This window comes from Paraburkholderia sp. USG1, from assembly GCF_031570135.1.
In the GTDB taxonomy this organism is placed as follows: domain Bacteria; phylum Pseudomonadota; class Gammaproteobacteria; order Burkholderiales; family Burkholderiaceae; genus Paraburkholderia; species Paraburkholderia dioscoreae.
The window spans coordinates 261,305-286,365 of record NZ_JAMWXW010000002.1 but is presented as its reverse complement, the minus strand read 5'-3'; the positions used below and the strand labels follow the sequence as shown (position 1 = coordinate 286,365).

Annotated in this window: 20 protein-coding genes; 6 read left to right on the top strand and 14 right to left on the bottom strand. The window is 61.5% G+C overall.

From position 1 onward, the window contains the following. Window positions 1–359: 359 nt before the first annotated feature. Window positions 360–1,823, top strand: coding sequence for an MFS transporter (locus NE850_RS03785; protein WP_165188686.1), 1,464 nt, complete (start codon window positions 360–362; stop codon window positions 1,821–1,823). A 91-nt stretch (window positions 1,824–1,914) separates the two neighbouring features. Here the strand turns inward: NE850_RS03785 and NE850_RS03780 are convergent, their stop codons facing one another. Further along, window positions 1,915–2,313, bottom strand: coding sequence for a DUF934 domain-containing protein (locus NE850_RS03780; RefSeq protein WP_310698446.1), 399 nt, complete (start codon window positions 2,311–2,313; stop codon window positions 1,915–1,917). Then, window positions 2,310–4,097, bottom strand: coding sequence for a nitrite/sulfite reductase (locus NE850_RS03775; RefSeq protein ID WP_035516730.1), 1,788 nt, complete (start codon window positions 4,095–4,097; stop codon window positions 2,310–2,312). Before NE850_RS03775 ends, NE850_RS03780 begins: the two co-directional genes overlap by 4 nt. A gap of 418 nt (window positions 4,098–4,515) precedes the next feature. Here NE850_RS03775 and NE850_RS03770 point away from each other — a divergent pair, with 418 nt between their 5' ends. After that, a complete protein-coding gene (locus tag NE850_RS03770; RefSeq protein WP_007177795.1) occupies window positions 4,516–4,704 on the top strand; it encodes a DUF2970 domain-containing protein in 189 nt (62 codons plus the stop codon). 22 nt (window positions 4,705–4,726) lie between these two features. Here NE850_RS03770 and NE850_RS03765 read toward each other — a convergent pair whose 3' ends face one another. Further along, window positions 4,727–6,142 carry a PLP-dependent aminotransferase family protein gene (locus NE850_RS03765; RefSeq protein WP_007177794.1) on the bottom strand — a complete coding sequence of 472 codons (1,416 nt, stop codon included), beginning with the start codon at window positions 6,140–6,142 and terminating at the stop codon, window positions 4,727–4,729. Window positions 6,143–6,465: 323 nt separating this feature from the next. On the opposite strand from NE850_RS03765, the gene NE850_RS03760 reads away from it, so the two are divergent. The 3 genes from NE850_RS03760 (at window position 6,466) to NE850_RS03750 (ending at window position 10,303) form a co-directional block, all read left to right on the top strand. Then, a complete protein-coding gene (locus NE850_RS03760) occupies window positions 6,466–7,077 on the top strand; it encodes a glutathione S-transferase family protein (protein ID WP_007177793.1) in 612 nt (203 codons plus the stop codon). 126 nt (window positions 7,078–7,203) lie between these two features. Beyond that, window positions 7,204–9,279 carry a pyridoxamine 5'-phosphate oxidase family protein gene (locus NE850_RS03755; protein ID WP_310698445.1) on the top strand — a complete coding sequence of 692 codons (2,076 nt, stop codon included), beginning with the start codon at window positions 7,204–7,206 and terminating at the stop codon, window positions 9,277–9,279. 127 nt (window positions 9,280–9,406) lie between these two features. Further along, entirely contained in the window at window positions 9,407–10,303 is an 897-nt protein-coding gene (locus NE850_RS03750; protein WP_007177791.1) for a LysR family transcriptional regulator, read from the top strand. Between the two features lie 74 nt (window positions 10,304–10,377). Here NE850_RS03750 and NE850_RS03745 read toward each other — a convergent pair whose 3' ends face one another. Continuing rightward, window positions 10,378–11,355 carry an LLM class oxidoreductase gene (locus NE850_RS03745; protein WP_197740292.1) on the bottom strand — a complete coding sequence of 326 codons (978 nt, stop codon included), beginning with the start codon at window positions 11,353–11,355 and terminating at the stop codon, window positions 10,378–10,380. Between the two features lie 47 nt (window positions 11,356–11,402). Then, complete coding sequence (locus tag NE850_RS03740) at window positions 11,403–13,778, bottom strand: DNA polymerase II (RefSeq protein ID WP_165188684.1); 2,376 nt, start codon at window positions 13,776–13,778, stop codon at window positions 11,403–11,405. Window positions 13,779–14,007: 229 nt separating this feature from the next. Here NE850_RS03740 and NE850_RS03735 point away from each other — a divergent pair, with 229 nt between their 5' ends. After that, a complete protein-coding gene (locus tag NE850_RS03735; protein ID WP_165188682.1) occupies window positions 14,008–14,433 on the top strand; it encodes a PRC-barrel domain-containing protein in 426 nt (141 codons plus the stop codon). Window positions 14,434–14,630: 197 nt separating this feature from the next. On the opposite strand, the gene NE850_RS03730 is transcribed toward NE850_RS03735, so the two are convergent. From NE850_RS03730 to NE850_RS03690, 9 genes are all read right to left on the bottom strand, one after another. After that, the gene (locus NE850_RS03730; protein WP_007177787.1) at window positions 14,631–15,641 is read right to left on the bottom strand and encodes a DUF2891 domain-containing protein; all 1,011 of its coding nucleotides are present in this window, start codon (window positions 15,639–15,641) and stop codon (window positions 14,631–14,633) included. A 10-nt stretch (window positions 15,642–15,651) separates the two neighbouring features. Then, window positions 15,652–16,602, bottom strand: coding sequence for a DUF979 domain-containing protein (locus NE850_RS03725; protein WP_035516726.1), 951 nt, complete (start codon window positions 16,600–16,602; stop codon window positions 15,652–15,654). After that, window positions 16,602–17,291: a DUF969 domain-containing protein gene (locus NE850_RS03720; RefSeq protein ID WP_007177785.1), complete on the bottom strand. Its 690-nt coding sequence runs from the start codon at window positions 17,289–17,291 to the stop codon at window positions 16,602–16,604. The genes NE850_RS03725 and NE850_RS03720 overlap by 1 nt, the downstream gene beginning before the upstream one ends. 340 nt (window positions 17,292–17,631) lie before the next feature. Then, entirely contained in the window at window positions 17,632–18,954 is a 1,323-nt protein-coding gene (locus NE850_RS03715; RefSeq protein WP_165188678.1) for an FAD-binding oxidoreductase, read from the bottom strand. Continuing rightward, on the bottom strand, window positions 18,954–20,246 hold the full coding sequence (locus tag NE850_RS03710; protein WP_007177783.1) for an FAD-binding oxidoreductase: 1,293 nt from the start codon (window positions 20,244–20,246) through the stop codon (window positions 18,954–18,956). Before NE850_RS03710 ends, NE850_RS03715 begins: the two co-directional genes overlap by 1 nt. 71 nt (window positions 20,247–20,317) lie before the next feature. Further along, window positions 20,318–21,886 carry a DUF3138 family protein gene (locus tag NE850_RS03705; protein WP_007177782.1) on the bottom strand — a complete coding sequence of 523 codons (1,569 nt, stop codon included), beginning with the start codon at window positions 21,884–21,886 and terminating at the stop codon, window positions 20,318–20,320. Between the two features lie 38 nt (window positions 21,887–21,924). Continuing rightward, a complete protein-coding gene (locus tag NE850_RS03700) occupies window positions 21,925–22,836 on the bottom strand; it encodes an ABC transporter permease subunit (protein ID WP_007177781.1) in 912 nt (303 codons plus the stop codon). After that, window positions 22,833–23,807 carry an ABC transporter permease subunit gene (locus NE850_RS03695; RefSeq protein ID WP_007177780.1) on the bottom strand — a complete coding sequence of 325 codons (975 nt, stop codon included), beginning with the start codon at window positions 23,805–23,807 and terminating at the stop codon, window positions 22,833–22,835. The genes NE850_RS03700 and NE850_RS03695 overlap by 4 nt, the downstream gene beginning before the upstream one ends. Beyond that, window positions 23,804–24,967, bottom strand: a complete 1,164-nt coding sequence (locus NE850_RS03690; RefSeq protein ID WP_007177779.1) for an ABC transporter ATP-binding protein — start codon at window positions 24,965–24,967, stop codon at window positions 23,804–23,806. The genes NE850_RS03695 and NE850_RS03690 overlap by 4 nt, the downstream gene beginning before the upstream one ends. Window positions 24,968–25,061: the final 94 nt, after the last annotated feature.

Below are 25,061 nucleotides of genomic sequence, written 5' to 3'. Positions count from 1 at the left end.
AATTGAAGCGCGCACGCGGCTAGAATGCTGGCCACGGGCCGAGATAGGCGCTAAAGCGTCGACTCTGGCGGACCGCAGTGGCTTGCATGGAGCCGGAGTAAGCGCTAAAGCGCTAACTCCGACCGACCGCAGTGGCTTGCATGGAGCCGGAGTAAGCGCTAAAGCGCTAACTCCGACCGACCGCAATGACTTGCATGGGGCCGGAGTAAGCGCTAAAGCGCTAACTCCGACCGACCGCAATGACTTGCATGGGGTCGGAGTAAGCGCTAAAGCGCTAACTCCGACCGACCGCAATGACTTGCATGGGGTCGGAGTAAGCGCTAAAGCGCTAACTCCGACCGACACAGGAGACAGACAGGATGGCATCCCCAGATCATGCCGGCTCCGTCGCGAACAGCAGTGGCGCGGTATATTCGGATACGGCGGCGACTAGTGCGCGCGCGGCCACTCCGGTCGACGCCGGCAGCATTTCCGCCCGCCTCGACCGGCTGCCCGCCACACGCTCCATCTGGAAGCTGGTGGTGCTGCTGAGCCTCGGCTTCTTCTTCGAACTCTACGATCTGCTGTACTCGGGCTATGTCGCGCCGGGCCTCGTCAAAAGCGGTCTGCTGACCGCGACCACGCATGGTCTGTTCGGCTCGACCGGCGTAGCGAGTTTCATTGCCGCGCTGTTCAGCGGCCTCTTTATCGGCACGATCGCGTGCGGCTTTCTGGCGGATCGCTTCGGACGCCGTGCGGTGTTCACCTACTCGCTGCTCTGGTATACCGCGGCCAACGTCGTGATGGCGTTTCAGGAAACGGCTACCGGGCTGAACTTCTGGCGCTTCCTGGCCGGGATCGGCATCGGCGTGGAACTGGTGACGATCGGCACGTACATTTCGGAACTGGTGCCCAAGCAGATTCGCGGCCGCGCATTCGCGTGCGAACAGGCAGTCGGTTTTACGGCGGTGCCGGTGGTGGCATTTCTCTCGTATCTATTGGTGCCGCGCACGCTGCTCGGCCTCGACGGTTGGCGCTGGGTCGTGCTGATCGGCGCACACGGTGCGCTGTTCGTGTGGTGGATTCGCCGCGCCTTGCCGGAAAGCCCGCGCTGGCTCGCACAACAAGGACGTCTTGCCGAAGCCGATCGCGTGATGACCGAACTCGAAACGAAGGTGCGCCGCGAGTACGGCCGCGAACTGCCGCCGCCCGCGCCGCCGGTGCCGGTTGCGCCGCGCGGCAGCTTCCGCGATATGTGGGTGCCGCCGTACCGCAGCCGTACGCTGATGATGACGATCTTCAATATCTTCCAGACGGTGGGCTTCTACGGCTTTGCGAATTGGGTGCCCACGCTTCTGATCGAGCAGGGCATTACGATCACCACGAGTCTGATGTATTCGAGCGTGATCGCGCTGGCTGCACCGCTCGGTCCGGTGATCGGGCTTTTTATCGGCGACCGCTTCGAGCGCAAGACGGTGATCGTGGTGATGGCGGGTGTGAATATCGTCTGCGGGCTGTGGTTCAGTCAGGCGGCGGGTGCTGTGTTGCTGGTGAGTCTCGGTGTAGGTTTGACGCTCGCGGGCAACATCATTTCGTACAGTTTCCACGCGTATCAGGCCGAGCTTTTTCCGACCAGCATTCGTGCGCGGGCAGTCGGTTTCGTTTATTCGTGGAGCCGCTTTTCGGCGATTTTCACCGCCTTTCTGATCGCCGCCGTGTTGAAGCACTTTGGCACTGGCGGCGTGTTCGTGTTCATCGCAGGTGCGATGTTGATCGTGATGCTCGCGATTGGTTTGATGGGGCCACGCACCAACGGAATCGAACTGGAGAAGATTTCGAAGTAGCCAGTTCGTGCCTGGGACGATTGGGCCGGCGCTATTTCAAACGTTCAATGCGTGCGTCAACGGCAGTTGGTTATCCGCACCGGTTTCGATTTCACATCGGCTCGAGCTTTTCGTTGGTTTTTTCAGCGGCGGCCTGATAGTAGCCGGGGAATCGCTCGAACTGGCGTTTCGCGTCGGCCGGATCGACACCGTCTTTGAGTACCGCGCTAGAGAATCCCGTTCTCTGCATCTGGACGAACTGGTCTATCAAAACGTCTCCGGTGGCGCGTAAGTCACCTTTGAATCCGAGCCTGCGGCGTAGGAGATAGGCTTGGCTGTATGCGCGTCCGTCTGTGAAGTCCGGGAAGTGGAGATCGATGCGTGCGATCGTTTCAATCCGCTCTGCAAGCGTAGTCGGGTCTGCGTCATTGGGAAGCAGAGTCGCGTTCTCGACATCGTCCGCCAGATGTTCGGACGTTGACAGGATTTTCAGTCGAGTGCCATTTGTCACAATGAAACCTCTGTTTTGCACCGGGCGCCGTTGGCGGCAAGCTTGAACGGTTCGAGACCGACGCGCCTGACTGTCTGGATAAACGTCTCCCGCGTTCCATCTGCGCTTCGTACATCGCGGTAAGTGGAGAGTATCGCTTCTATGACGTCAGGTATTTCATGCGAGGAGAAAGACGGTCCAATGACTTTTCCTGGCTGCGCGACACCGCTCGAATTCTTCCCATCCGCTCCGCCCAGCGTAACCTGATACCACTCTTGTCCGTCCTTGTCGACGCCGAGAATGCCGATGTGGCCGCTATGGTGATGACCGCATGAGTTGATGCAGCCGCTGATATGCAAATCGATCTCGCCGATATCGTCGAGTTCGTCGAGATCCTGATAACGCTCGGCAATCGCCTGTGCAACCGGAATGGAACGTGCATTGGCAAGGGCGCAAAAATCGCCGCCCGGGCACGCAATCATGTCTGTGAGAAGGCGCACGTTTGCACTGGCCAGGTCCGCGTCGGAGGCGGCTTGCCAGAGCGGGAAAAGGTCGTCCGCATGGACCCACGGCAGCACCACATTTTGCGTATGGGTTACGCGTGCCTCACCGGCCGAATATCGCGCGGCCAGTTCGGCGACAGTATCGAGCTGATCGGCCGATGCGTCACCGGGTGCCTGAAGCAGGCGTTTGAATGACAAGGTCACGACACGCATTTGCGGATCCTTGTGTAGCGCCACGTTGCGCTCCAACCATTTCCCGAAACGCGGATGGATTTCCGCTTGTGCGCGCAGATCCATGCGGACACCGCCGACGTTCGCAGGTGTTCGCTTATGCAAGGCTGGCGGCACGAACGAAGCGCTGACGCGGTCGAGTTCGGCCTGCGCAATGGTATGCGGTCCGCCATCGAATTCGACGATCTGGCGAAATTCCTCGTTCACGTCGTCGACATAGCGCTGCCCCTCGGCCTTGACCAGGATTTTTATGCGCGCCTTGTACTTGTTATCGCGTCGACCGTAGCGGTTATAGACGCGTACAACCGCCTCGATATAGTTCATGATCTGCTGCCACGGCAAAAACTCACGCAGCACTGCGCCGATCATGGGCGTGCGACCCATTCCGCCGCCGACTGTCACCCGAAAGCCAAGTTCGCCTGCTTCGTTCCTGATGAGCCGCAAACCTACATCGTGCCACTCCGTCGCGGCCCGATCTTCGGCCGCGCCGGTAATTGCAATCTTGAACTTGCGCGGAAGAAAGGCAAACTCGGGATGCAACGTAGTCCATTGCCGCATGATTTCAGCGAATGGCCTCGGGTCGGCGATCTCGTCCGGTGCGACTCCGGCACGTTCGTCGCAGGAAATGTTGCGAATGCAGTTGCCGCTGGTCTGAATCCCATGCATGTCGACGCTGGCGAGCAGGTCCATCACGTCCGCCGCTTTCGAGAGCGGAATCCAGTTGAACTGGACATTGGTGCGCGTTGTGAAATGCGCATAGTGGGTAGGCAGGTGGAGAGTGCCGAGTTTGCGCTGTGCTTCGCAAGCAAGCCGATAGACCTCGGCCTCAGGCTCGTCATACTCGCGCGCAATCCGGGCGAGCACACGCAACTGCGAACTCGACAACTCTCCATACGGCACGGCAACGCGCAGCATTGGAGCGTGCCGTTGCACATACCATCCGTTTTGAAGACGTAGCGGACGAAAGTCGTTCTCGCTGAGCTTACCGGATTGCCATCGCTCGACCTGGTCGCGAAACTGTGCTGCGCGGCTGCGTACGAAGGATTTGTCAAACTCAGTGTATTGGTACATGGTCCGGTGTGTCTGCGGCTGCACGTGGCGCTGCTCGCCCAGGCGTTGGGTCGGTAAAGAGACGGGTCTCGCCGGTGGTGATGCTTGCCGTACCTCGTCGGCCTGGCGGTGCCTGGCAAAGAGCCTTGCACAAAGACTTTTTTGCCACTTTTCGCCCTGTGCCTCGAAAGACAGCTGTGCGGTAAACGCGGGTTCTATTATCCGCAAACAATAGAGGGAAAGGAAAGCGCTGAAAAGTAGCAGATGCAGCAAAAATCGCGGTAGCAGATCCGGACGCAGGTCTCGGACAGGCCGCTGAACGGCCGCACGAAGGAAGACTGCTACGTTCGAATAGTTCACAACTGCTACTTCTTTGTCGGATCTGTCCGGCCCATAGTGTCACGGGAGATCAAACAATGCTGCATGGAGAGGTGCGGTCATGAACCTGTTGAAGATGACGCGAATCGTGCTGTGGAGTTTTCTGGGCGTTCGTCGCGGCGCCTCGCATCAAGCGGATATCACGGGAGTCAGGCTACCGCTGTTGCCTTTCGTTGCCGTGCTTCTTGCCACCGGGTTCGGCGCGATTCTCTTTGCCTTGGCGAAGCTCGCAATCACCGTCGCGCATTGAGAGGCGAGAAGGTGTCCGTTGTTCACTGGCTGGACAGTTTGATTAGCGAGCAGAGGGTTTTAACAGCCTGCTCGGTTCTTTCGTCCCACGGATGACCAAAATTCAAACGGATGTGGTCGCGGAATGCGTGCTGCGCGGAAAAAATGGGGCCCGGCGCAATGCTGATTCCATTTTCTATCGCAAGGCGGTGCAATTGCATCGCGTCGACATGGTGGGGCAGTCGGACCCAGACGAAATATCCACCGGACGGTCGCGTCCAGTGCGAATCAGCGGGCATCCAGCGGTGCAGTGCGGCATCCATCGTATCCAGCTGATTGCGCAACGCGCCACGTAGTTTCCGGAGATGCTTGTCGTAGCCGCCGTGCTGCAGATAGTCGGCTATGCCGGCCTGTGCGGGAATGCTGGCCGATAAGGTGGTCATCAACTTCAGACGTTGGACCTTCCCGGCGAAACGCCCCGCCGCTACCCAGCCAATGCGATAGCCCGGTGCAAGTGTCTTTGAGAATGAACTGCAGTGCATGACGAGTCCCTTCTGGTCAAAGACCCTCGCCGGCAGCGGGTTGGCGGCTCCGTGATGTAGCTCGCCATACACGTCGTCTTCAATGAGCGGCACGTCGTGCCGGGCCAGAAGCTCGACCAGTGCTTTCTTCTTTTCCTGCGACATCGTGGCGCCTGTCGGGTTCTGAAAGTTCGTCATGAACCAGCATGCCCGAATAGGCTGCGTCTCGAACGCATGCGCCAGAGCCTCCAGATCAAGACCCGAAACGGAATCGACCGGGATTTCCACCGCCCGCAAGTCGAGGCGTTCGATTGCCTGCAGCGCCGCATAGAATCCGGGTGACTCGATCGCCACCACGTCTCCCGGCCGCGTCACTGCCATCAGACAAAGATTGAGCGCCTCCAGTGCGCCATTCGTGACAACAAGCTCTTCCATTGGTTGCGCGATGCCCATCGCCATATACCGCAGCGAAATCTCGCGACGCAGTTGCTCATTGCCTGGCGGAAGGTCGACGACAGTGCTCCACGGACTGATCAAACGGGTCGAGTGCGCGAGCGATCTGGCGAGGCGCTGAAGGGGAAAAAGCTTGGGAGACGGAAACGCGGAGCCGAACGGAACCACGTTGGGATGCTTCGCCGCCTCGAGCACCGAGAAGACGAGGTCGCTGATCTCGACCCTGGCGGATGCCAAAGCAGGAGGAGGCTTCGAAGCCAGCGGCTGCTTAAGCGCGGCACCTGGCGCTACGTAGTATCCGGAGCGTTCGCGTGCTCGAATCAGCCCCCATTCTTCGAGAAGATAGTACGCGCGGAATACCGTTGACTGACTCACGCCGTGCTGCGTCGTGAGCTGTCGCAGGGAAGGCATCCGGGAGCCAACGAGGCGCCGGCCGGAGCGAATCTCGTCGGCCATTGTGTTGGCCAGCAATTCGAAGCGTTTCATTTAATGGCCGTGGTTCGCCTGAGTTTTTCCGGTAAGCGTCTGTAGCAGGTCGGTTTGGGAAATCCGGTTCATCGAGCAAGCGATGTTGCCTCGAATGCGCTGACAGGGCAAGTCGGCGCACGCCATTGATAGATCCCTTGACCCGTGCAGCGTTACCGGGTTGAGACGAACGGGGGCTCAACTCAATCAGGGTGCCAGCACTGTTCTCGTTACGAGAACATTGATTTGACCTTGCGACGTATTCTGGAAAAAGGACGGCGTCCCTAGACTTGGCTCCAGTGGTTCGGATTTCCCAGCCACACCGCCAACCAGGGAAGATCGTCATGAAACTCTATTACCACCCGCTGTCCGGCCACTCGCATCGCGCCCACCTGTTCCTCTCGCTGCTCGGTGTCGAGCATGAACTCATTGAAGTCGACCTGATGAAGGCCGAGCACAAGTCACCGGAATTCCTCAAGCTGAACCGCTTCGGCCAGGTGCCCGCGCTGGTCGACGGCGACACGGTGGTGGCGGATTCGAATGCAATCCTCGTATACCTCGCCCGCAAGCTGAACCAGAAGGACTGGCTGCCGCAGACGCCGGCCGGCGAAGCGGCGATCCAGCGCTGGCTTTCGGTTGCCGCGGGGGAAATCGCTTACGGCCCGGCGGCGGCGCGGCTGATCACAGTGTTTGGTGCGGCACGCAATGCGGAGGAGGTGATCGGCCGAGCTCACGCGATCCTCAAGATCATCGATCAGGAGCTGACCGGTCGCGAATTCATCGTCGGAGCCCATCCGACCATCGCGGACGTCGCGCTGTACAGCTACATCGCGCGGGCGCCGGAAGGCAATGTCGATCTCTCCGGCTACCCGAACGTCAGTACCTGGCTGCGGCGCATCGAAGCGCTGCCTGGCTTCGTCGAGTTCAGGAAGACACCTGTTGGCCTCGCGGCGTAATGGTGATCTCAGGGTGCCGCCCGGTTGATCCCGGCGCGATCCCCAAGCTGATACGGGCGCGACCTGATGCGCGCCAACCGTTTCTCTGATTCCCCGCTTATGCCTCATCCGGACAGGAGTGTCATCGTGAGCGCAAATTCGACAGACAACGCGGTTTCGCCCTGGCATGCGGGCGAATTGAAGCTTCAACGCGCAGTGGGCGTGGCTGAGCGGATGCAGGATGTCGGGCGGCGGGTCATTCGTCGTTTCATGCCCGACCAGCATCGCACGTTCTTCTCCCAATTGCCGTTTGTCGCGCTTGGCGCGGTGGATCACGAAGGCGACGTGTGGGCCACGCTGGTTGCCGGTAAGCCGGGATTTCTGCACGCACCGACCGCGCGCACGCTGCTAGTCGACCTGGTGCGCGACCCGCACGACCCGGCCTCCGCTGGTCTCGACGATGGCGAAGCGGTGGGTTTGCTGGGCATCGAACTGCATACCCGCCGGCGTAATCGCCTGAATGGTACGGTGAGCCATAGCACCGGCGCGGGTTTCAACGTCGACGTGACGCAGAGTTTCGGCAACTGTCCGCAATACATCCAGATGCGCGATGCCGAATTCGTTCGTGACCCGGCGAGCCCGCCGCCCGCCGAGGCCGTGCACCTTGAGTACCTGTCGGAACGGGCGCGCACGATGATCGATACGGCCGATACTTTCTTCGTCGCGTCTTATGTCGATGACCCCGCCGGCCGTCAGGTCGACGTCTCGCACCGCGGCGGCAAAGCAGGGTTCGTGCGCCTGAGTGAGGACGGCGTGCTGACGATTCCTGACTTTGCAGGCAACCTGTTTTTTGCCACGCTCGGCAACTTCGTCATCAATCCCCGCGCGGGGCTCGTCTTCGCTGATTTCGAAAGCGGCGATCTGTTGCAGCTCACGGGAGAGGCGCAAGTCGATCTCGACTCCCCCGAAATCGCCGCATTTCAGGGCGCGGAGCGTCTGTGGCGTTTCAAGCCGCGTCGCATCGTCTATCGCGCCGGCGCGTTGCCGCTGCGCTGGAAGTTTCAGGCGAACGGCTGGTCGCCGAACTCGCTGATGACGGGCAGTTGGGACGAGGTGGCGAGCCGCCTGAAAGCGCAGGCGCTGGCCGACGCGTGGCGTCCCTTCAAGGTCACCCAGGTCGTCGACGAAAGCTCGGTGATCCGTTCGTTCTACCTTGAACCGCTCGATGGCGCCGGCCTCATTCCGCACACAGCGGGCCAACATCTGCCGATTCGCGTCACGCCGCCCGGTTGCACCAAACCGGTAATCCGGACCTATACGTTGTCCACGGCGCCGGCAGACGGGGTGTACCGGATCAGCGTCAAGCGGCATGGACTGGTTTCTGTGCATCTGCACGAAACGTTGCGGGTGGGCAGTGTCATCGAGGCGCGTGCGCCGGCCGGCCAGTTCACCATCGACGCCGCCGCGCACCGGCCGGCGGTGCTGCTCGCAGCGGGTGTCGGCGTGACGCCCATGCTCGCGATGTTGCGGCACGTCGTATATGAAGGTTTGCGTACACGCAGGGTCCGACCGACGTGGTTGTTTCACTCGGCACGCACGCTCGCCGAGCGGGCCTTCACGAAAGAGATCGATCAACTGGCCGCGAATGCCGGTGGTGAGGTGCGCGTGGTGCGCACGCTGACCGATAGCGAAGGCGCGCAAATGGGCAAGGATTTCGATGCCGCAGGTCGGCTCGATATCGAACTTCTGCGCGAGACACTCCCATTCAACGACTACGATTTTTACCTGTGCGGACCGGCGGGGTTCATGCAGTCGCTGTACGACGGGCTGCGCGAGCTGAATGTCGCCGATAACCGGATTCACGCCGAGGCGTTCGGGCCGGCGGGGTTGCATCGTCGGACAGACGCCGGCGCAGACGCAGGCCTTGCGCATTTGCCGGCGGATAAACCGACGCCGGTTGCGTTCGTCAAGTCCGGCAAGGAAGCGCGCTGGAATCCAGACAGTGGTTCGTTGCTGGATCTCGCCGAGTCGCGGGGCTTGTCGCCGGAATTCGGCTGCCGTGGCGGCAGTTGCGGGACTTGCCGCACCCGCGTCCTCGAAGGAGCGGTCGCGTATCCTGTCGCGCCCGAGTTCAGGGTGGCGAACGACGAGGCACTGATCTGTTGCGCTGTGCCGGCGCAAGCCGGGAGCGGCAGCGCCGAACGCCTGCTACTGGACCTTTGACGTGATCTCGCTTACGTCTGAAGCCGCGCGGCGCGCCTGCTATGCTTGGCGAATCCGCGCCGCTGATCGAAGTCTGCTGCTGATCGGCGAGCGTGCATCGATCGCTCACTCGCACATCCAGGCAGATATGGACCGACTTCAGGCAATGACGACGTTTGTGACCGTCGTCGAAACGGAAGGTTTTGCTTCGGCGGCGCGCAAGCTGAACGTGTCGCCCTCGGTAGTGAGCCGGATGGTGACCGAACTCGAAGAACGGCTCGGCGTCAGGTTGCTGACGCGTACCACGCGTATCGTCAGGCTGACCGATGCCGGCGCCACGTATTTCGAGGACTGCCGCCGCATACTCGGCGAAATCGACGCGGCGGAAGTTACGGCGGCCGGCACGCACGCGGCGCCGCGAGGCCAGTTGACCGTGACCGCGCCGGTGCTGTTCGGGAAGATGCATCTCATGCCGATCGTGCTCGACTACCTGGCGCGCTATCCGGCGGTCAACGTCAATTGCTGGTTTCTCGACCGCGTTGTGAATATGGTCGACGAAGGTGCGGACGTCGCGGTGCGTATCGGAGAGTTGCCGAGTTCTTCCCTGCAAGCGATCGCGGTGGGCGGGGTTCGGCGCGTCCTGTGCGCGGCGCCCGCTTATCTCGATCGATACGGTGTACCAGAGCGCCCCGAGGATCTGGCAGGCCACACCACCATTCAGGCAAGCGGTGTCTCGCCTGCGCCCGAATGGCGCTTCACTGCTGACCGGCAGTCGCTCGTTGTCCCGATTCAACCACGCATGATCACAACCACCAACGACTCCGCTATCGCGGCAGCCGTCGCAGGACTGGGGGTTACGCGGCTGCTGTCCTATCAGGTGGCGCGCGAGATCGAAGCGGGCGCGCTGAAGATCGTGCTGGCCGACTATGAACCGGCCGCGTTGCCTGTGCACGTCGTTCACCGAGAAGGGCGGCACGCAAACCAGAAGGTCCGGTCATTTCTGGACCTTGCTATCGAAACGTTGCGGACAAAGAGCTGGGTTTGACGGGTTCGTGCAGCGGCGGTGGTTCTTGCTTGCGCAAGGGCGGTATGCTTTCTGCCGCAGGATCGTGAAGGAAATTACTCTCGATGAAACTGCGGCAACACCTCATCAGCCAGTTCATTGACGACCTCGGCGACCGGCCGCGCCGATGACAGATTGAACGTCACATGATGCGTCCCGCCCGCGCGCATCTCCGTCAGTATGTCGATCAACGCATGCCGGCCGGTCCGGTAGCCAAGTGAAACGGCCTGGGCCGGCTCATGCGGATCACTGCTGAGTTCGAGCCGCATCGCGACACCGAACGCGCGAAACGCCTCGGGCGCCGCGCGTTCCACGGCAGCGCGCCACATGCTGTAGCGGGCCCGCTGCGCGTCGGGTTCGCGGTGGTAGGTCATCCATCCCAGCGAATGACGCGCAATCCAGTCGACGCTCTGGCCGCCCGATCCCACCGCGAGCAGCGGCACCTCATGAGAACTCTCGGGCAGCAGACGGAAAGTCGGCGCGCCTTCAGGCGTGCGATCGGGAATGACGCGCGGCGGCTCGCCGAGCGCGGCAGCAACCGTTTCCCAGTGACTGCGATACAGATCGCGGCGCTCGTCGGAATCCCGGCCGAATGCGGCATATTCCGGCGGACGGTCGCCCGATCCCAGACCTAAAATGAAGCGCCCGTGGCTGAGTGAGCCGACTGATACCGCCGCCTTGGCGATATGCAGCGGATGGCGCAGCGTGAGCACGATGGCGCCGCTCGCCAGCGCGATACGCCGCGTATTCACGGCGAGTGCGCCGAGCAACACCCACGGGTCGAGATGGCCGACAGGGTCCGGGTAATCCGCGCTGTTCAACGGAACATCGCGTATCCACAGTGCGCGAAAGCCGCGTTCGTCGGCAAGGCGTGCGAGCGCCAGTTGCTCGTCGAAATCGGCCACGACGGTGCCGGCGCGCAGCATCGGCAAGGTGAGTCCGATACTGAGCGCCCCGTTTGAAAACACGCGATCCGCAGCGGTTTGCGCGTCGTCTTTCAACTCGCCTGCCGTGTTCAGGTTCGACTCTTGCATGCGTGACCTTTGCTTTGAGCTTTGATCCGCCCGATGCTAGCACTGCTTCAGAACAGCGGCTTCTGGCCCGACATCAAAGTGATGAAATCATCGCGCAGCAGCGGCAGGATCGCGTCGGCGACGGGCTGCAACTGTCGCGTCAGATAGTGTTCGTAATCGATCGCCGAGCGCAGCGTTTCCAGCGGCTCGGGTCCGGCAACCGTCATGACATAACTGATCCAGCCGCCGTTCTGATATTGCAGCGGGCGCCCTTGCCGCCGATTGAACTCGTCCGCCACACGCGCCGCGCGCACGTGAGGCGGCACGTTGCGCTCGTATTCGCCGAGCGGCCGGCGCACGCGCTTGCGATACACGAGCTGGTCGTCGAGCTTGCCTTCGAGCGTATCGCGTACATAGTCGCGTACGTAATCCTGATACGGTTGCCGCGTGAAAATGCGCCGGTACAGTTCCTGCTGAAACTGTTGCGCGAGCGGCGTCCAGTCCGTTCGTACCGTTTCGAGTCCTTTGTAGACAATGTCCTCGCGGCCGTCCGGCATAACCGTGAGGCCTGCGTAGCGTTTCTTGCTGCCTTCCTCGGCGCCGCGAATGGTCGGCATGAAGAAGCGCCGGTAGTGCCGCTCGAATTGCAGTTCGAGCGCGCTGTCGAGCCCGAATCTCTCCCGCAGATTCTCCCGCCACCATGCATTGATATGTTCGACCAGCGCGCGGCCGATGCGGCTCGCGTCTTCCTCGCTGTGCGCATGCTTGAGCCACACGAAGGTCGAATCCGTGTCGCCGTAAATGACCTCGTAGCCTTCGCCCTGAATCAGTTCGCGCGTGGCATGCATGATTTCGTGGCCACGCATGGTGATCGACGAGGCGAGACGCGGATCGAAGAAACGGCAACCGGTCGATCCCAGCACGCCGTAAAAGGCGTTCATGATGATCTTCAACGCCTGCGAAAGCGGCTTGTTGTTCTCGCGTTTGGCCGTTTCGCGCCCTTGCCAGACCTGCCCGACGATCGACGGCAAACAATGGCGCGTGCGCGAGAAACGCGCGCCGAGAAAGCCCGGCACGGATTGATCGTCGGCGGGATTCAGCATGCCTTCCACCAGGCCGACGGGGTCGATCAAAAAGGTGCGGATAATGGACGGATAGAGGCTCTTGTAGTCCAGCACCAGCACGGAATCGTAGAGGCCGGGGCGCGAATCCATCACGAAGCCGCCGGGGCTCGCGGCGCCCGCCACGTCGCCGAGATTGGGCGCGACATAGCCTTGCCGATGCATACGCGGCATATACAGATGCGTGAACGCGGCCACTGATCCGCCGCTGCGATCCGCCGGCAGCCCCGTGACGCTCGCGCGTTCCAGCAGGAACGGCAGCAACTCCGTTTTTGCGAAAATGCGCGTGACCAACTCGCAGTCCTTGAGGTTGTACTGCGCGAGCGCGGGCTTGTCCTCGTCGAAGCGGCGCTGGATTTCGTCCATGCGCTGATATGGATTGTCGATCGACTTGCCTTCGCCCAGCACGGAACGCGCGACATGTTCGAGACTGAACGAAGGGAAACTCCACGTCGCGGAACGCAGTGCCTCGATGCCGTCGATAATCAGCCGCCCCGCGGCGCCGGCGAAGAAATGGTTCTGTTTGAGTCCGTGCTCGCGCCATTCCATCACCGCACCACCGCGGCCGAGCCGCAGCGGTATGCGATATTGTTCGGCGTGCTGCTGCAGCACACGCAGATCGAACTGCACCAGATTCCAGCCGATGATCGCATCGGGATCATGCCGCTCCAGCCACGCGTTCAGTTTTTCCAGCAAGTGTGCGCGGGTTTCGCAGTATTCGAGGTCGAAGTCGAGCGCGCCCGCATTGCCATTGGGTGGGCCCAGCATATACACCTGGCGCTGTCCGCAACCTTCCAGCGCGATCGAGTACAACTCGGCGTGGGCACTGGTCTCGATATCGAGCGAGACCAGCTTCAAGGGCGGGCGATAGCCCGTGGCCGGTTTGAGTTCGCTGTTAAGGAGCGGGCCGCTGTGGCCGTTGCTCTGCGCGTCTGCGCTGAACCACACCGGCGCCGTGATGAAGCGCTCCATCATGTAGCGCTCCGGCGGGAAGATGTCGGCTTCGTAGACGTCGACGCCGCCTTGCTTCAGGCGTTTCTCGAACCCCGTCAATTGCCGGTACTGCGGGCAATAAAGTCCCATGACCGGGCGATGCTGAAAGTCGCAGAGATCGAGCGGGCGCAGATCGAGCGGTGCTTCGCGGCGCAGGATCGTTTCGGCCCGCTCACGATGCTCGACGGGAATGAACGCCACCGAAGGCTGAGGGCGCAGACGGATGTGACGGGGCCCGCTGTCCGTTGCCAGCCAGAAATCGACTTCCGTGCCGGCGGGTGTGTCCCGCCAATGTCGGGTCAGGATGAAACCCTGTTCAAGCTCAGTCAAACTTCCACCTCTAATGCAGGCGTGATCGCCTTGCGCGATTTTACCGCCACGAGCTTCGAGCCGTGATGCCAGCACGGGGCATTGTCGCGAATACTCTTTACGTGGTCCGCATGCGGCCTCCCGCCGCGCTGGATGCAGTCGCGCGGCGCAATCTGTATGATCGTGCTGCAGCGATTCCTTTCGGCGCAGGCCATGCGCCGGTCAAGTCTTTAAACACGGAGTGAACGATATGACTTTGGGCAAACTTGTTGTTGTCGTCGCAGTAGCTGCAACCAGCCTGGGTGCGCAGGCGCAAGTCGCCGGCACGCAACCGCTGAGCATCACCGTCGAGCAGTCGAATGCGCTGTTGAGCGGCTGGAGTGTCAAGAAGAGCATTCTTGGCAAGGGGGTGTACAACGACCAGAACGAGAAGATCGGTACGGTCCGCGATCTGGTGGTTGCGCCCGATGGCTCGCTGTCCGCCGCAATCGTCTCCGCCGGTGGTTTCCTCGGCGTGGCCTCGCACGACGTTGCGGTACCCATCGCTGCGCTGGATATCCGCCAGGGGAATTTCTATCTGGCCGGCGCCACCAAAGACGCCTTGAAGGCGACGCCCGCGTTCCAGTACAACAAGGTTCAGGCGCCGCCGAAGCCCAAGAAGCTGACGGGGCAATAATGCATGAAGCCGGCATGGTCGCCGGCTGAGCCGCGAGAAGCGGCTCCGGATTGAGACCATGATGGAAAAGCGGCGCTCGCGGCGCGAATCGGTTGGGGGAAGCCGTTTCGTGCGCGGCGCCGCTTTCGCGTTTCTGGCGGACTGACGGACCAGGCCGTCAATGAAAATTCGAATCGGAGCCTTGAATCAAGGCTTATTCAAGCTTCCAATGCGAGCGTAGCGAACGTGCCCAGCCAGTGCTCGCCCATATAGTCGCCGGCCACGTGCGGTAGCGCGCTTTGCAGATGCCGCTCGGCGGCGTCGAACAGGACTGTCCGGCGAATGTCGCCTGCGGGCAATGCGCGCGCCAAAGAACGTTGGCACCACGCACGGCTCAGATTCAAACCGTCGAGGTGAGCGATCTTGCCGTCGGTACGATCCGTCACGGTGACGGGCTCGAACAGCGTGGCGGGCTTTTTCGCGCCGAGGTTCGGCAGAAAGCGGCCGAACCAGTCGACGAACTGCGCGGGCGGCAACACGCGGCGCATGAGCTCCGCTTCCATGAGTGACGGCGAGAGAAATTCGTCGCCGGCAGGCTCCCACGCCTGACACGCCACGTCGTCCACAAACCAGCGTTCCGCGGTATTGACGACCAATGCCTCAAGCGATTCACGCGACGTTTGCCGCGCGAAATCCAGCGTAAGCGCCAACGCGAAGGCCATGTTGAAGTGCGTGCCCACGCGCAGCGGGTAGGTCGCTTTCGGCAGAAATGCCTCGAACTGTTCGATAAAAAACCGGGTGAGCGGCGCAAAGGTTTTCGACCAGCGCGCGGCCTCCGAAAGCTTCAGCGAATCGAGTTGCGCGCTGAGCGCGAGCAGCCAGGCCCAACCATACGGACGCTCGAAACCACGGTTGTGCGGCAGATCGAGATACGCAAGTTCACCGGCCACGTTCGCCGCGGTGAAATGCTCGTCGACCACCGCGACAATGCGCGCCGCTTCGGGCAGATCGGGAAAGCGTTCCAATAGATGCAGAATCAACCAGTAGCCGTGCACGCACGAATGCCAGTCGTAGCTGCCGTAAAAGATCGGATGCAGCGCGCGCGGACCCTGTACGTCTTGCGGTCCGGCGAGCGAGTGCGTCAGCTTGTTCGGGTATTCGCGCGTGAGATGGGCGAGTGCGAGATTGGCGAATTTCGACGCGAATTCGCGAGTGAGTTGGGTAGTCATTGGCGCCTCCTCAAAAGCGGAATACGAACAGATATAACAGTATGGTGTTGACGATCAACAATAGCAAAGCGGTCGGCCATTGCGCCTTGATCACGCCGTTCTGATCTTTCAGCTCCAGCAGCGCGGCCGGCACGATATTGAAGTTGGCCGCCATTGGGGTCATCAAAGTGCCGCAAAAGCCGCACAGCATGCCGATCGCGCCCAGAATGGCGGGGTTGCCGTGGAATTGATGCACGATCAACGGCAAGCCGATACCCGCTGTCATGACGGGAAACGCGGCGAATGCGTTGCCCATGATCATCGTGAAAATGGCCATGCCGAACGTATAGGCCGCGACCACCGCGAAGGCGGAGTCGAGCGGAATCCACGTTTTCACCAGATCCGACACCACGTGGCCCACGCCCGCCACGGCGAACAGCGCACCGAGCGCGGCCAGCATCTGCGGAAGAATGGCGGCCCAGCCTACGGTGTCCATAGTGTGCCGCGCGTCTTTCAGTGCGTGCACCGGCGAGTCGCGCAGCATGAAAAGCGCCGCGCCGAACGCGACCAGCGTGCCCAATACGAGCGAAATCAGCGTGACATTCTTCGCTTCGACGAATGGTGCATATTTCAGCGTCAAGGTGCCGAGCAACGTGATGAACGGAATCAGCAGCGCCGGGATGAACAGCTTGTTGCCGAAGCGTTGCGCATTCGCTTCGCGGCGCGCGGCGGCCGCTTCGGTGTTGCTGTCCGCTTTGCCTTTGCCGAGCTTGCCGGAACCGGCGATCACGGCCAGTGCAATGGCAAGGCAGCCTGTCACGAAGTGCGGCAGTTCTCCACCGAACATGAAGGTGATCGCATAGACACCCCAGAAGAGAAAGTTGGCGAGGCGGCGCGGATTCGAACGGTCCTGCAGATTGAAGAGGGCGAAGGCGGCAAACATCAAACCGGCCAGCACGTAGAGCGATTCGAGTTTGATCATCATCGTGCGATACCCCGGCCGTACGCGGTCATCTTGTGTGAGAGATTGCGGTCCAGCAGCATCAGTCTCGCGATATGAATCACGAGTGCGGCCACGGCCGTGGGAATCGCCCACACCGACACCTGCAGCGGTTCGACGGCGATGCCGTTCTGTTCGAGAAAGCCCTTGATCAGCAGGATCGACTGGATCGCAATGAAAATGTCTTCGCCGAAGAACACGGCGATGTTGTCGACCGCCGATGCATTCGCGCGGATCTGCTGACGCACTGCATCGGGTAATTCGCCGTAGCGATTCGCGGCGGCCGCTTCGGCCATCGGCGCGATCAGCGGACGCACCATTTGCGCGTGGCCGCCGAGCGACGTCAGCCCGAGTGCGGCGGTGATCTGGCGGATCACGAAGTACAGCATCAGCACGCGGCCGGTGGTGGCGGCGTGCAGGCGCGAAATCAGGTGCTTGGCCTGTTCTTTCAGACCGTTGCGTTCCAGCAGTGCGATCACCGGCAGCGTCAGCCAGATCAGGCCCATGTAGCGGTTATCGGCAAACGCCTTGCCGAATGCGCTGACAATCTCGACCGGCTGCAAGCCGCCCGCGACGCCCGTGGCGATCCCCGCGATCGTCACGACCAGTAGCGAGTTAAAGCGCAATGCGAAGCCGAGTACCACGATCGGCACGCCGATTAAAACCCACATGATGTTCTCCTTGCTGCGTCGCTGAGGTGTCGTTGTTGTGTGCTGCCGGTGCGTTGCTTCAGTGCCGCGAACACGGGTTGCACGTAGGCGCCGATTGGTTGCGCCGGGTTGCGCCGGCTGGCAGGCGAAGAAATCTAACACGAGAATTTATCGATAAATAGTCGACAAATTGGGTATTTGGGGTAAACGCTTAGGAGAGTGTGGATGTTCGAGGGAACGGGGCCGAGGGAAAGGCGAGGCCAGTGACGCGCGTCACGGGTGGCGGAGGCGTGAATATAAGTGAAAAAGCAGCACGGCTACCGCACTTGCGCCGTGCTGTTGCTACAAGATGCGATGACGACTAGAACAACTCGAGTATTCGGTGATACATCATCCCAAGTTCAAGCGCCGGCCCGCGCAACGCCGGACCGCCTGGGAAGCGTGCATGGCGCAGCCGCGCGAACAGATCGAAGGCCGCCGTCTCGCCCGCCATTGCCTGGGCGACCACGCGCCCGGCAATACCGGTCAACGCAACGCCGTGCCCCGAAAACCCCTGCACGTAGAAGTAGTTCGGATCGATCGAACCGAAATCGGGCGCACGATTGCGCGTCACGTCGACAAAACCGCCCCACGCATAGTCGATTTTCACATCGGCGAGTTGCGGGAACACGGCGATCATGCGCTGGCGTATCTCTTCACTGAGTTGCGCCAGCGACGCCCCGGTCGAACTCGCCCGTCCGCCGAACAGCACGCGATGGTCCGCCGACAAACGGAAATAGTCGAGAAAGAAGTTGTTGTCGCAAATCGCCTCGCGCCCTTTGATCAGTGCATCCGCGCGTTCCTTGCCGAGCGGTTCGGTGGCGACGATATACGAGGCGATCGGTGCAATGCGCGCAGCGACCGGCGCAGGCAGCACGTCGCCGATGGTGGCGTTGCCGCATGCCGCGACGAAACGGCAGCGCACTTCGCCGCGAGCGGTACGCACCACAGGCCGCGCACCACGCTCAATCTCGACGACCGGCGAATGCGCGAACAATTGCGCGCCTTCGCGGCGCGCCGCATCGGCGAGACCGAGGCAGTACTTCAATGGATGCAGATGGCCGGAAAACGGATCGTACACGCCGGCCAGATAGCGCCGCGATGCAACCCGTGAACGTATTTCGTCGGTATCGAGCCACGAGAGTTTTGTATAACCCCAGCGCTGCGAAGCCGATTCCATCCACGAACGCAGATCGGGCACGCGTTTCGGTTTGGTGGCAACCGTCAGATAGCCGGCCGTGAAATCGCAGTCGATGCCATAGCGCCCGATGCGCTCGCGCACCAGCGCCACGCCTTCCACCGACATCGCCCACGCAGCGCGCGCGCCTTCGAGACCGAGCTGGCGCTCCATCACCTCGTCTTTCGCGAAACCCACCAGCGTCTGTCCGCCGTTGCGTCCCGACGCGCCCCAGCCCGGACGATACGCATCGAGCACGATCACCGAGAGGCCGCGCGCCCGGCACTCCAGCGCTACCGACAAACCGGAAAAGCCCGCACCGATCACGCACACGTCGGCTTCGAGCGTGCCTTCCAAGGCGGGGTCGTCGGTGAGCGGACGGGCGGCGCTCGCCTCATAGTAGGAGTTGGCGATCAGCGCATCGGCGCGGCGCTCGAGTGTGTTGAAGCCAGGCGTCGGAGCATTCATCAAAGCAGATCCTTCATTCGATACCAGGCCATTGCGAGTACGAGGGCGGGGGTGCGCAGTGTAGCGCCGCCAGGAAAGTCGCGGTGACGAATCTTGCCGAACAGATCGAAGCGCGACGCCTGGCCGTCGATCGCCTCGGCAATCAGTCTACCCGCGAGTCCGGTGGTGTTCACGCCGTGCCCGGAGAAGCCTTGCGCGAAATACACGGTTGGCGAGAGCCGGCCGAAATGCGGCGCGCGATTCATCGTGATGTCGACGAAACCGCCCCACGCATAGTCGATTTTGACATCGTCGAGTTGCGGGAAGGTTTTGAGCATATCGCGGCGCATCGCTTCGCCGAGGTTGCGCGGCGCGAATGTCGAATAACTCACTTTGCCGCCCCACAGCAGGCGGTTATCGGGCGCGGGACGGAAATAGTCGAGCACGAAGCGGCTGTCGCACACGGCGGCTTTGGCAGGCATTAACGCTTCGGCGCGATCGGGGTCGAGCGGCTCCGTGGCGATCACGTAGGTGCCGACCGGCATGATCTTGTTCGCGACGTCCGGCGCCAGCTTGCCGAGATAGGTGTTGCAGGCGAGCACGACGAATCGCGCCCGCACGTCGCCGCGCGCGGTTTGCGCGACATGGCGGCCGTTTTCTTCGCGTAAGGCCGTGACGCAGCTGTCTTCGAAAATCCGCACGCCGGCCTCGCGTGCCGCGCGCGCCAGACCCAGCGTGTAATTCAGCGGATGCAGATGGCCGCTGTCCGCGTCGAACAGTCCGCCGAGGTAGCGCTGCGACTGAACATAGTTGCCAACGCCGTCAGCGTCGACGTAACTGAAGCGGTCATAGCCGAAGCGCCGCCGCGCTTCGTCGCGCCATTTCTGCAGCGTGTCGGTATCGCGCGGCTTATTGGCAGCGGTCAGATAACCGATGGTCAGATCGCAATCGATCTGATGTTTGGCGACGCGTTCCTTGACGATGTCGAGGGTTTCGATCCCCATGTCCCAAACGCGTTTCACGTCGTCCGCGGGCATGTACTTCGCGAACGTATCGATATCGCACGCAAAGCCGCCGATCAACTGGCCGCCATTGCGGCCGCTCGCCGCCCAGCCGACTTTCGATGCTTCGAGCACGGCGACCGAATGGCCGCGCTCGGCAAGATTGAGCGCAGTGGAAATGCCGGTGAGGCCGGCGCCGATCACGCAAACGTCGACGTTGATGGTTTCTTCGAGTGCGGGATGGCGGGTGGTGTCGTTGGCGGTGGCGGCGTAATACGAGGCGACGTGAGGCTGATTCGAGAATCGGAGCATAGGCATTGCATGCGGAATGAGCCAGTGCGCGTGGCCTCTTTTACAGCGAGGCCACGCGCCGGCGGTACGGATTAGAACGAGTAGATGAACTGCGTCGCGAGCAGGTCGTTGGACTTGCCATACGAACCGTCGTTCTTCAGGAACACCTGCTTGTTGGCCCAGTCGTGGCGGTATTCCACCTTGACCGTGATCTGCTGGGTCGGATAGAACAGCAGGTCGAGCGAGACGTCCTGGCGGGTTGCGCCCTTGCATTCGAAACCAAGGCCGCCGTTTGCCTGCGAATTGGCAAGACAGTCCGCGCCGATACCGAAGCCGTTCGCCGTGTCCATGCCGTTGCCGTTCAACGCAATGCCAGCACCGCCACCGCCGTTCTTGCTGTCGACCAGCAGGTCATAGCGCACGGTCGCGCCCATGCGGCCCACCACCGGCAGATTGAACTTGCGGTGCGCGAGCAGCGACAGGCCGTACCACTGTGCCTGGCCGCCGTTGTACGCGGCGTTCTGCTGCTGACCGTAGTCGAGTTCGGCGTTGTACTGCACGTCGGCGAGCGTGTAGGTCAGGTCGGCTTCGGTGAAGAAGAACGTGCCGCCCGAGCTCGGCGCCTGGCCGCCTACGCCGTAGCTGACCGTGCCGTTGTCAGCGATCGAGCTCGGCAAGGTCTGACGCCCGATATTGATCGAGCCGCCGATATCCAGCGCGCTCGACCATGTGTAATCGGTGCGAGCCGTGAACGTCGGAATCTTGTTGCTGGTCGTGATCGGATCGCCCAGCGCGTTCGTGCCCGTCTGCGTGACTGCGCCGAACGTGCGGTACTGTTCGTTGCCGAGGAAGAACTTCCACGCCCAGTTGCCGGCCGTGTAGTTCGCGCCGATCCCGATGTAGCTGCCCGGATCCGAGAAGTCGTACAGCAGGTTGTGCGTGAGCGTGAGCATCTGATTCGACTGCTGCACTTCATAGCCGCCGAAGCTCGGAATCAAACCGGCCACGAGTGTCGTGGTCGCCGTGAGCGGCACGTTCACCACCGCCGTGTTCAGGATGTTGTTGCCGATATCGCCGTGCGAGTTCTGCAGCAGCGTAATGCCGTTACCACGGTTCGGCATCAACGTGATTTCGGCGGACGGCGCCATCGGGCCGACACCGAAAGTCTTCTTGATGTCGAGGTACAGGTCGCCGAACGTGCTGTTGAAGTAGTTGTAGCTGCTTTCGTGGTTAGCGAACAGGAACGACGAACTGCTCTGCGCACGGTTATAAATGTAGGTTGGGTCGATATAACCCGTCACCGACAGACCGGCGATCGGCCCGGTCTGAGCGGCATCTTCGAGCGAGTCGACCTTCAGTTGCTGATTGGCGATCTGTTGCTTCATCGCCGTCACGTCGTCGTTGGTCAGCGTCGCCTGAGCCTTGCCGTAATCAGGCGACGAGATATCCACCGGTGCGGCCACCACCGCCGGGGCCGGGGCCACGGTGGCGGCAGCGGCGGCCTTCGGTTTGGTGGCGACTTCCGCGCGCAGCTGCTTGACCTCCTTTTGCAGCGCGTTGAGTTGGGCCTGCAGCGCCTTGATCTGGTCGCTGGTGGCATCTGCCGCGGCTATGCCAGGCAGACTCCCCGCCACCAACAGACAGATGAGTTTCTTTCTCATTCAAATTCTCCTTATTGGTCGTATTGCAAACGGACTTCTTATGCACGTGCCGTATCGAGCGACTTCCGTACGGCGGCTTGTTGTGGAGCGGAGGGCAAGGGATCTGCGGCTTCGGCAAGCGCGAAAGCCATCTGCATGTCGCGGTTGCGTTTGCGCTCGCGCAACTGCATCCAGCGGTTCACGGCAATCACGCCGATCGTCACCGTGGTGATGAAGATCGTGGCGAGTGCATTCATTTCCGGATTCAGGCCGAGGCGAACACGCGAGAACACGACGAGAGGCAGCGTGGTCGAGCCGGGACCGGACAGGAATGCGGAGAGTACGAGGTCGTCGAAGGAAAGCGTGAACGACAGCAGCCAGCCGGACATCAGCGCCTGCGAGATCAGCGGCAGGGTGATCAGGAAGAACACCTTGAAGGGCGTGGCGCCGAGATCGAGCGCGGCCTCTTCGAGCGACTTGTTCAGCTCTTTCACACGCGATTGCACGATGATCGCCACATACGACACGCATAGCATCACGTGGCCGATCCAGATCGTGAAGAGACCCCGGCCCTTCGGCCAGCCGAGCATCTGTTCGAGCGCGACGAACAGCAGCAGCAGCGAGATACCCTGAATCACTTCAGGAATCACGAGCGGTGCGTTGATCATGCCGGCGAACAGTGTGAAGCCGCGAAAGCGTCCGAAGCGCGCGAGCACGAAGCCGGCCCACGTACCGATCACAACGGAGGCGCACGCGGTCAGCAGACCGATCTTCAACGACAGCCATGCCGCGTTCAGCAGTTCGCCGTCATGCAGCAGCGCGCCGTACCATTTGAGGGAGAAGCCGGACCACACCGTGACGAGCTTCGATTCGTTGAACGAATACACCACGAGGCTGATGATCGGAATGTAGAGAAACAGGAATCCGAACGTCAGCACGCCATTGGAAAGCGTCTTGTTAGGCTTGATCATTTCGCGCCCTCCAGTTCCTTGACCTGGTAGTACTGGAACACGGCCATCGGCACGAGCAGCAGTAGCACCATCGCGACGGTGACGGCGGATGCCATCGGCCAGTCCATATCGTTGAAGAATTCATCCCACATCACGCGGCCGATCATCAGCGTGTCGGCGCCGCCGAGCAGTTCCGGAATCACGTATTCGCCCACCGCCGGAATGAACACCAGCAAACTGCCGGCGATAATGCCGTTCTTCGACAGCGGCAACGTGATACGCGTGAATGCCGTCCACGGCTTGCAACCGAGGTCGTAGGCCGCTTCGAGCAGCGTCAGATCCATTTTCACGAGGTGCGCATAGAGCGGCATCACCATGAAAGGCAGGTACGAATAGACCATGCCGATATAGACGCCGATATCCGTGTGGTAGAGCCGCAACGGCGAATGAATCATGCCGATCGCCATCAGCGTGTGATTGAGCAGGCCGTCGTCCTTCAGGATGCCGATCCATGCGTAGACGCGAATCAGGAACGAAGTCCAGAACGGCAGCATCACGCCCATCATCAGCAGGTTGCGTTTGGTGGGTTCCGAGCGGGCGATGTAGTACGCAATCGGATAGCCGATCAGCAGGCAGAAGAAAGTGGAGACCGCGGCCATCTTCAGCGAACTGAGATAGGTGGCGACGTAGAGGTCGTCCTGCAGCAGGAACGCGTAGTGACTGAGCTGCATGGCGAAATGCACCATGCCGTCCTTGACCGTCACGAGATCCGTGTACGGTGGAATGCCCAGACGCAGATCGGCGAAACTGATCTTCAGCACCAGTACGAACGGCAACGCGAAGAACACCGTGAGCCAGAGGAACGGCACGCCGATCACGGTCGTGCGGCCCGACGGCACCAGCATCGACAGGCGTTTTTTCAGCGAGCCGGGCAAACGGCTGCCGGACGGCGCGCCGAGCGCCGCGGGGGAGGAGGTAGTGGGATTGCTCATTGCGTCAGCACCACGCCGCTAGCCGGCGACCAGTAGACGAACACGTCGTCGTTATAGGAGGGCGCACCTTCGGCCATCAGATGCGAGCTGGAGAGATTCGACACGACGGTCTTGCCGCTCGGCAGACGCACGTGATACAGCGAATAGCTGCCCATGTACGCCACATCCGAAACCACGCCGCGCGCCCAGTTGTGCGGCGTCGACGGCTTGTCGAGCGACACCTTGATGCGCTCCGGGCGCACCGAGATGCCAACCGGCATGCCGAGCGGCCCGGTAATGCCGTGGCTCACGTAAATGCGCGATTCGAGGTCTTCGCTTTCGACAAAGATGTGGTCCGGTTCATCCGCGACCACCGTGCCTTCGAACAGGTTGGTCGAGCCGATGAATTCGGCCGAAAAGCGGCTATTCGGAAACTCATAGACCTGGCTCGGCGAGCCGATCTGCACGATGCGGCCTTCGCTCATCACCGCGAGGCGGCCGGCCATCGTCATGGCTTCTTCCTGATCGTGCGTGACCATCACGCAGGTCACATCCACTTTCTCGATGATGTTCACCAGTTCGAGCTGGGTCTTCTGGCGGATTTTTTTATCGAGCGCCGACATCGGCTCGTCGAGCAGCAGCAGCTTGGGGCGCTTGACCAGCGAACGGGCGAGCGCCACACGCTGCTGCTGGCCGCCTGACAGTTGATGCGGCTTGCGTTGCGCGTACTTACTCATCTGCACGAGATTGAGCGCATCGGCCACGCGTTCCTTGATTTCGTTTTTGGGCGTGCCTTCCTGCTTCAGACCGAAGGCGATGTTCGCCTCCACGCTCATATGCGGGAAGAGGGCGTACGACTGGAACATCATGTTGACCGGCCGCTTGTACGGCGGCATCGCGGCGAGATCTTCGCCGTCGACGAAAATGCGCCCGGACGTCACCGTCTCGAGCCCCGCAAGCATGCGCAGGAGCGTGGACTTGCCGCAGCCGGAACTGCCGAGCAGCGCGAACAGTTCATTCTTCGCGATGCTCAGGTTGACGTTGTCGACAGCGGTGCTGTCGCCGAATTTCTTCACGACATTTTCGATGCGAACGAATTCGTCCGGTTTCGCTTTTGCCGTCACCGCGGGGCGGGCCATCTGGGTGGCGCCGGCGGCGCTTTTTGAGGTCGTCGAGTTCATGATGTAACCGTTCCTTGCGGATCGCGGGCGCAAGTGTCTCCATACGAGGCGCTGGAAGCGACTCGCAACGTGCGCTGCGATCGGAAAACATGGG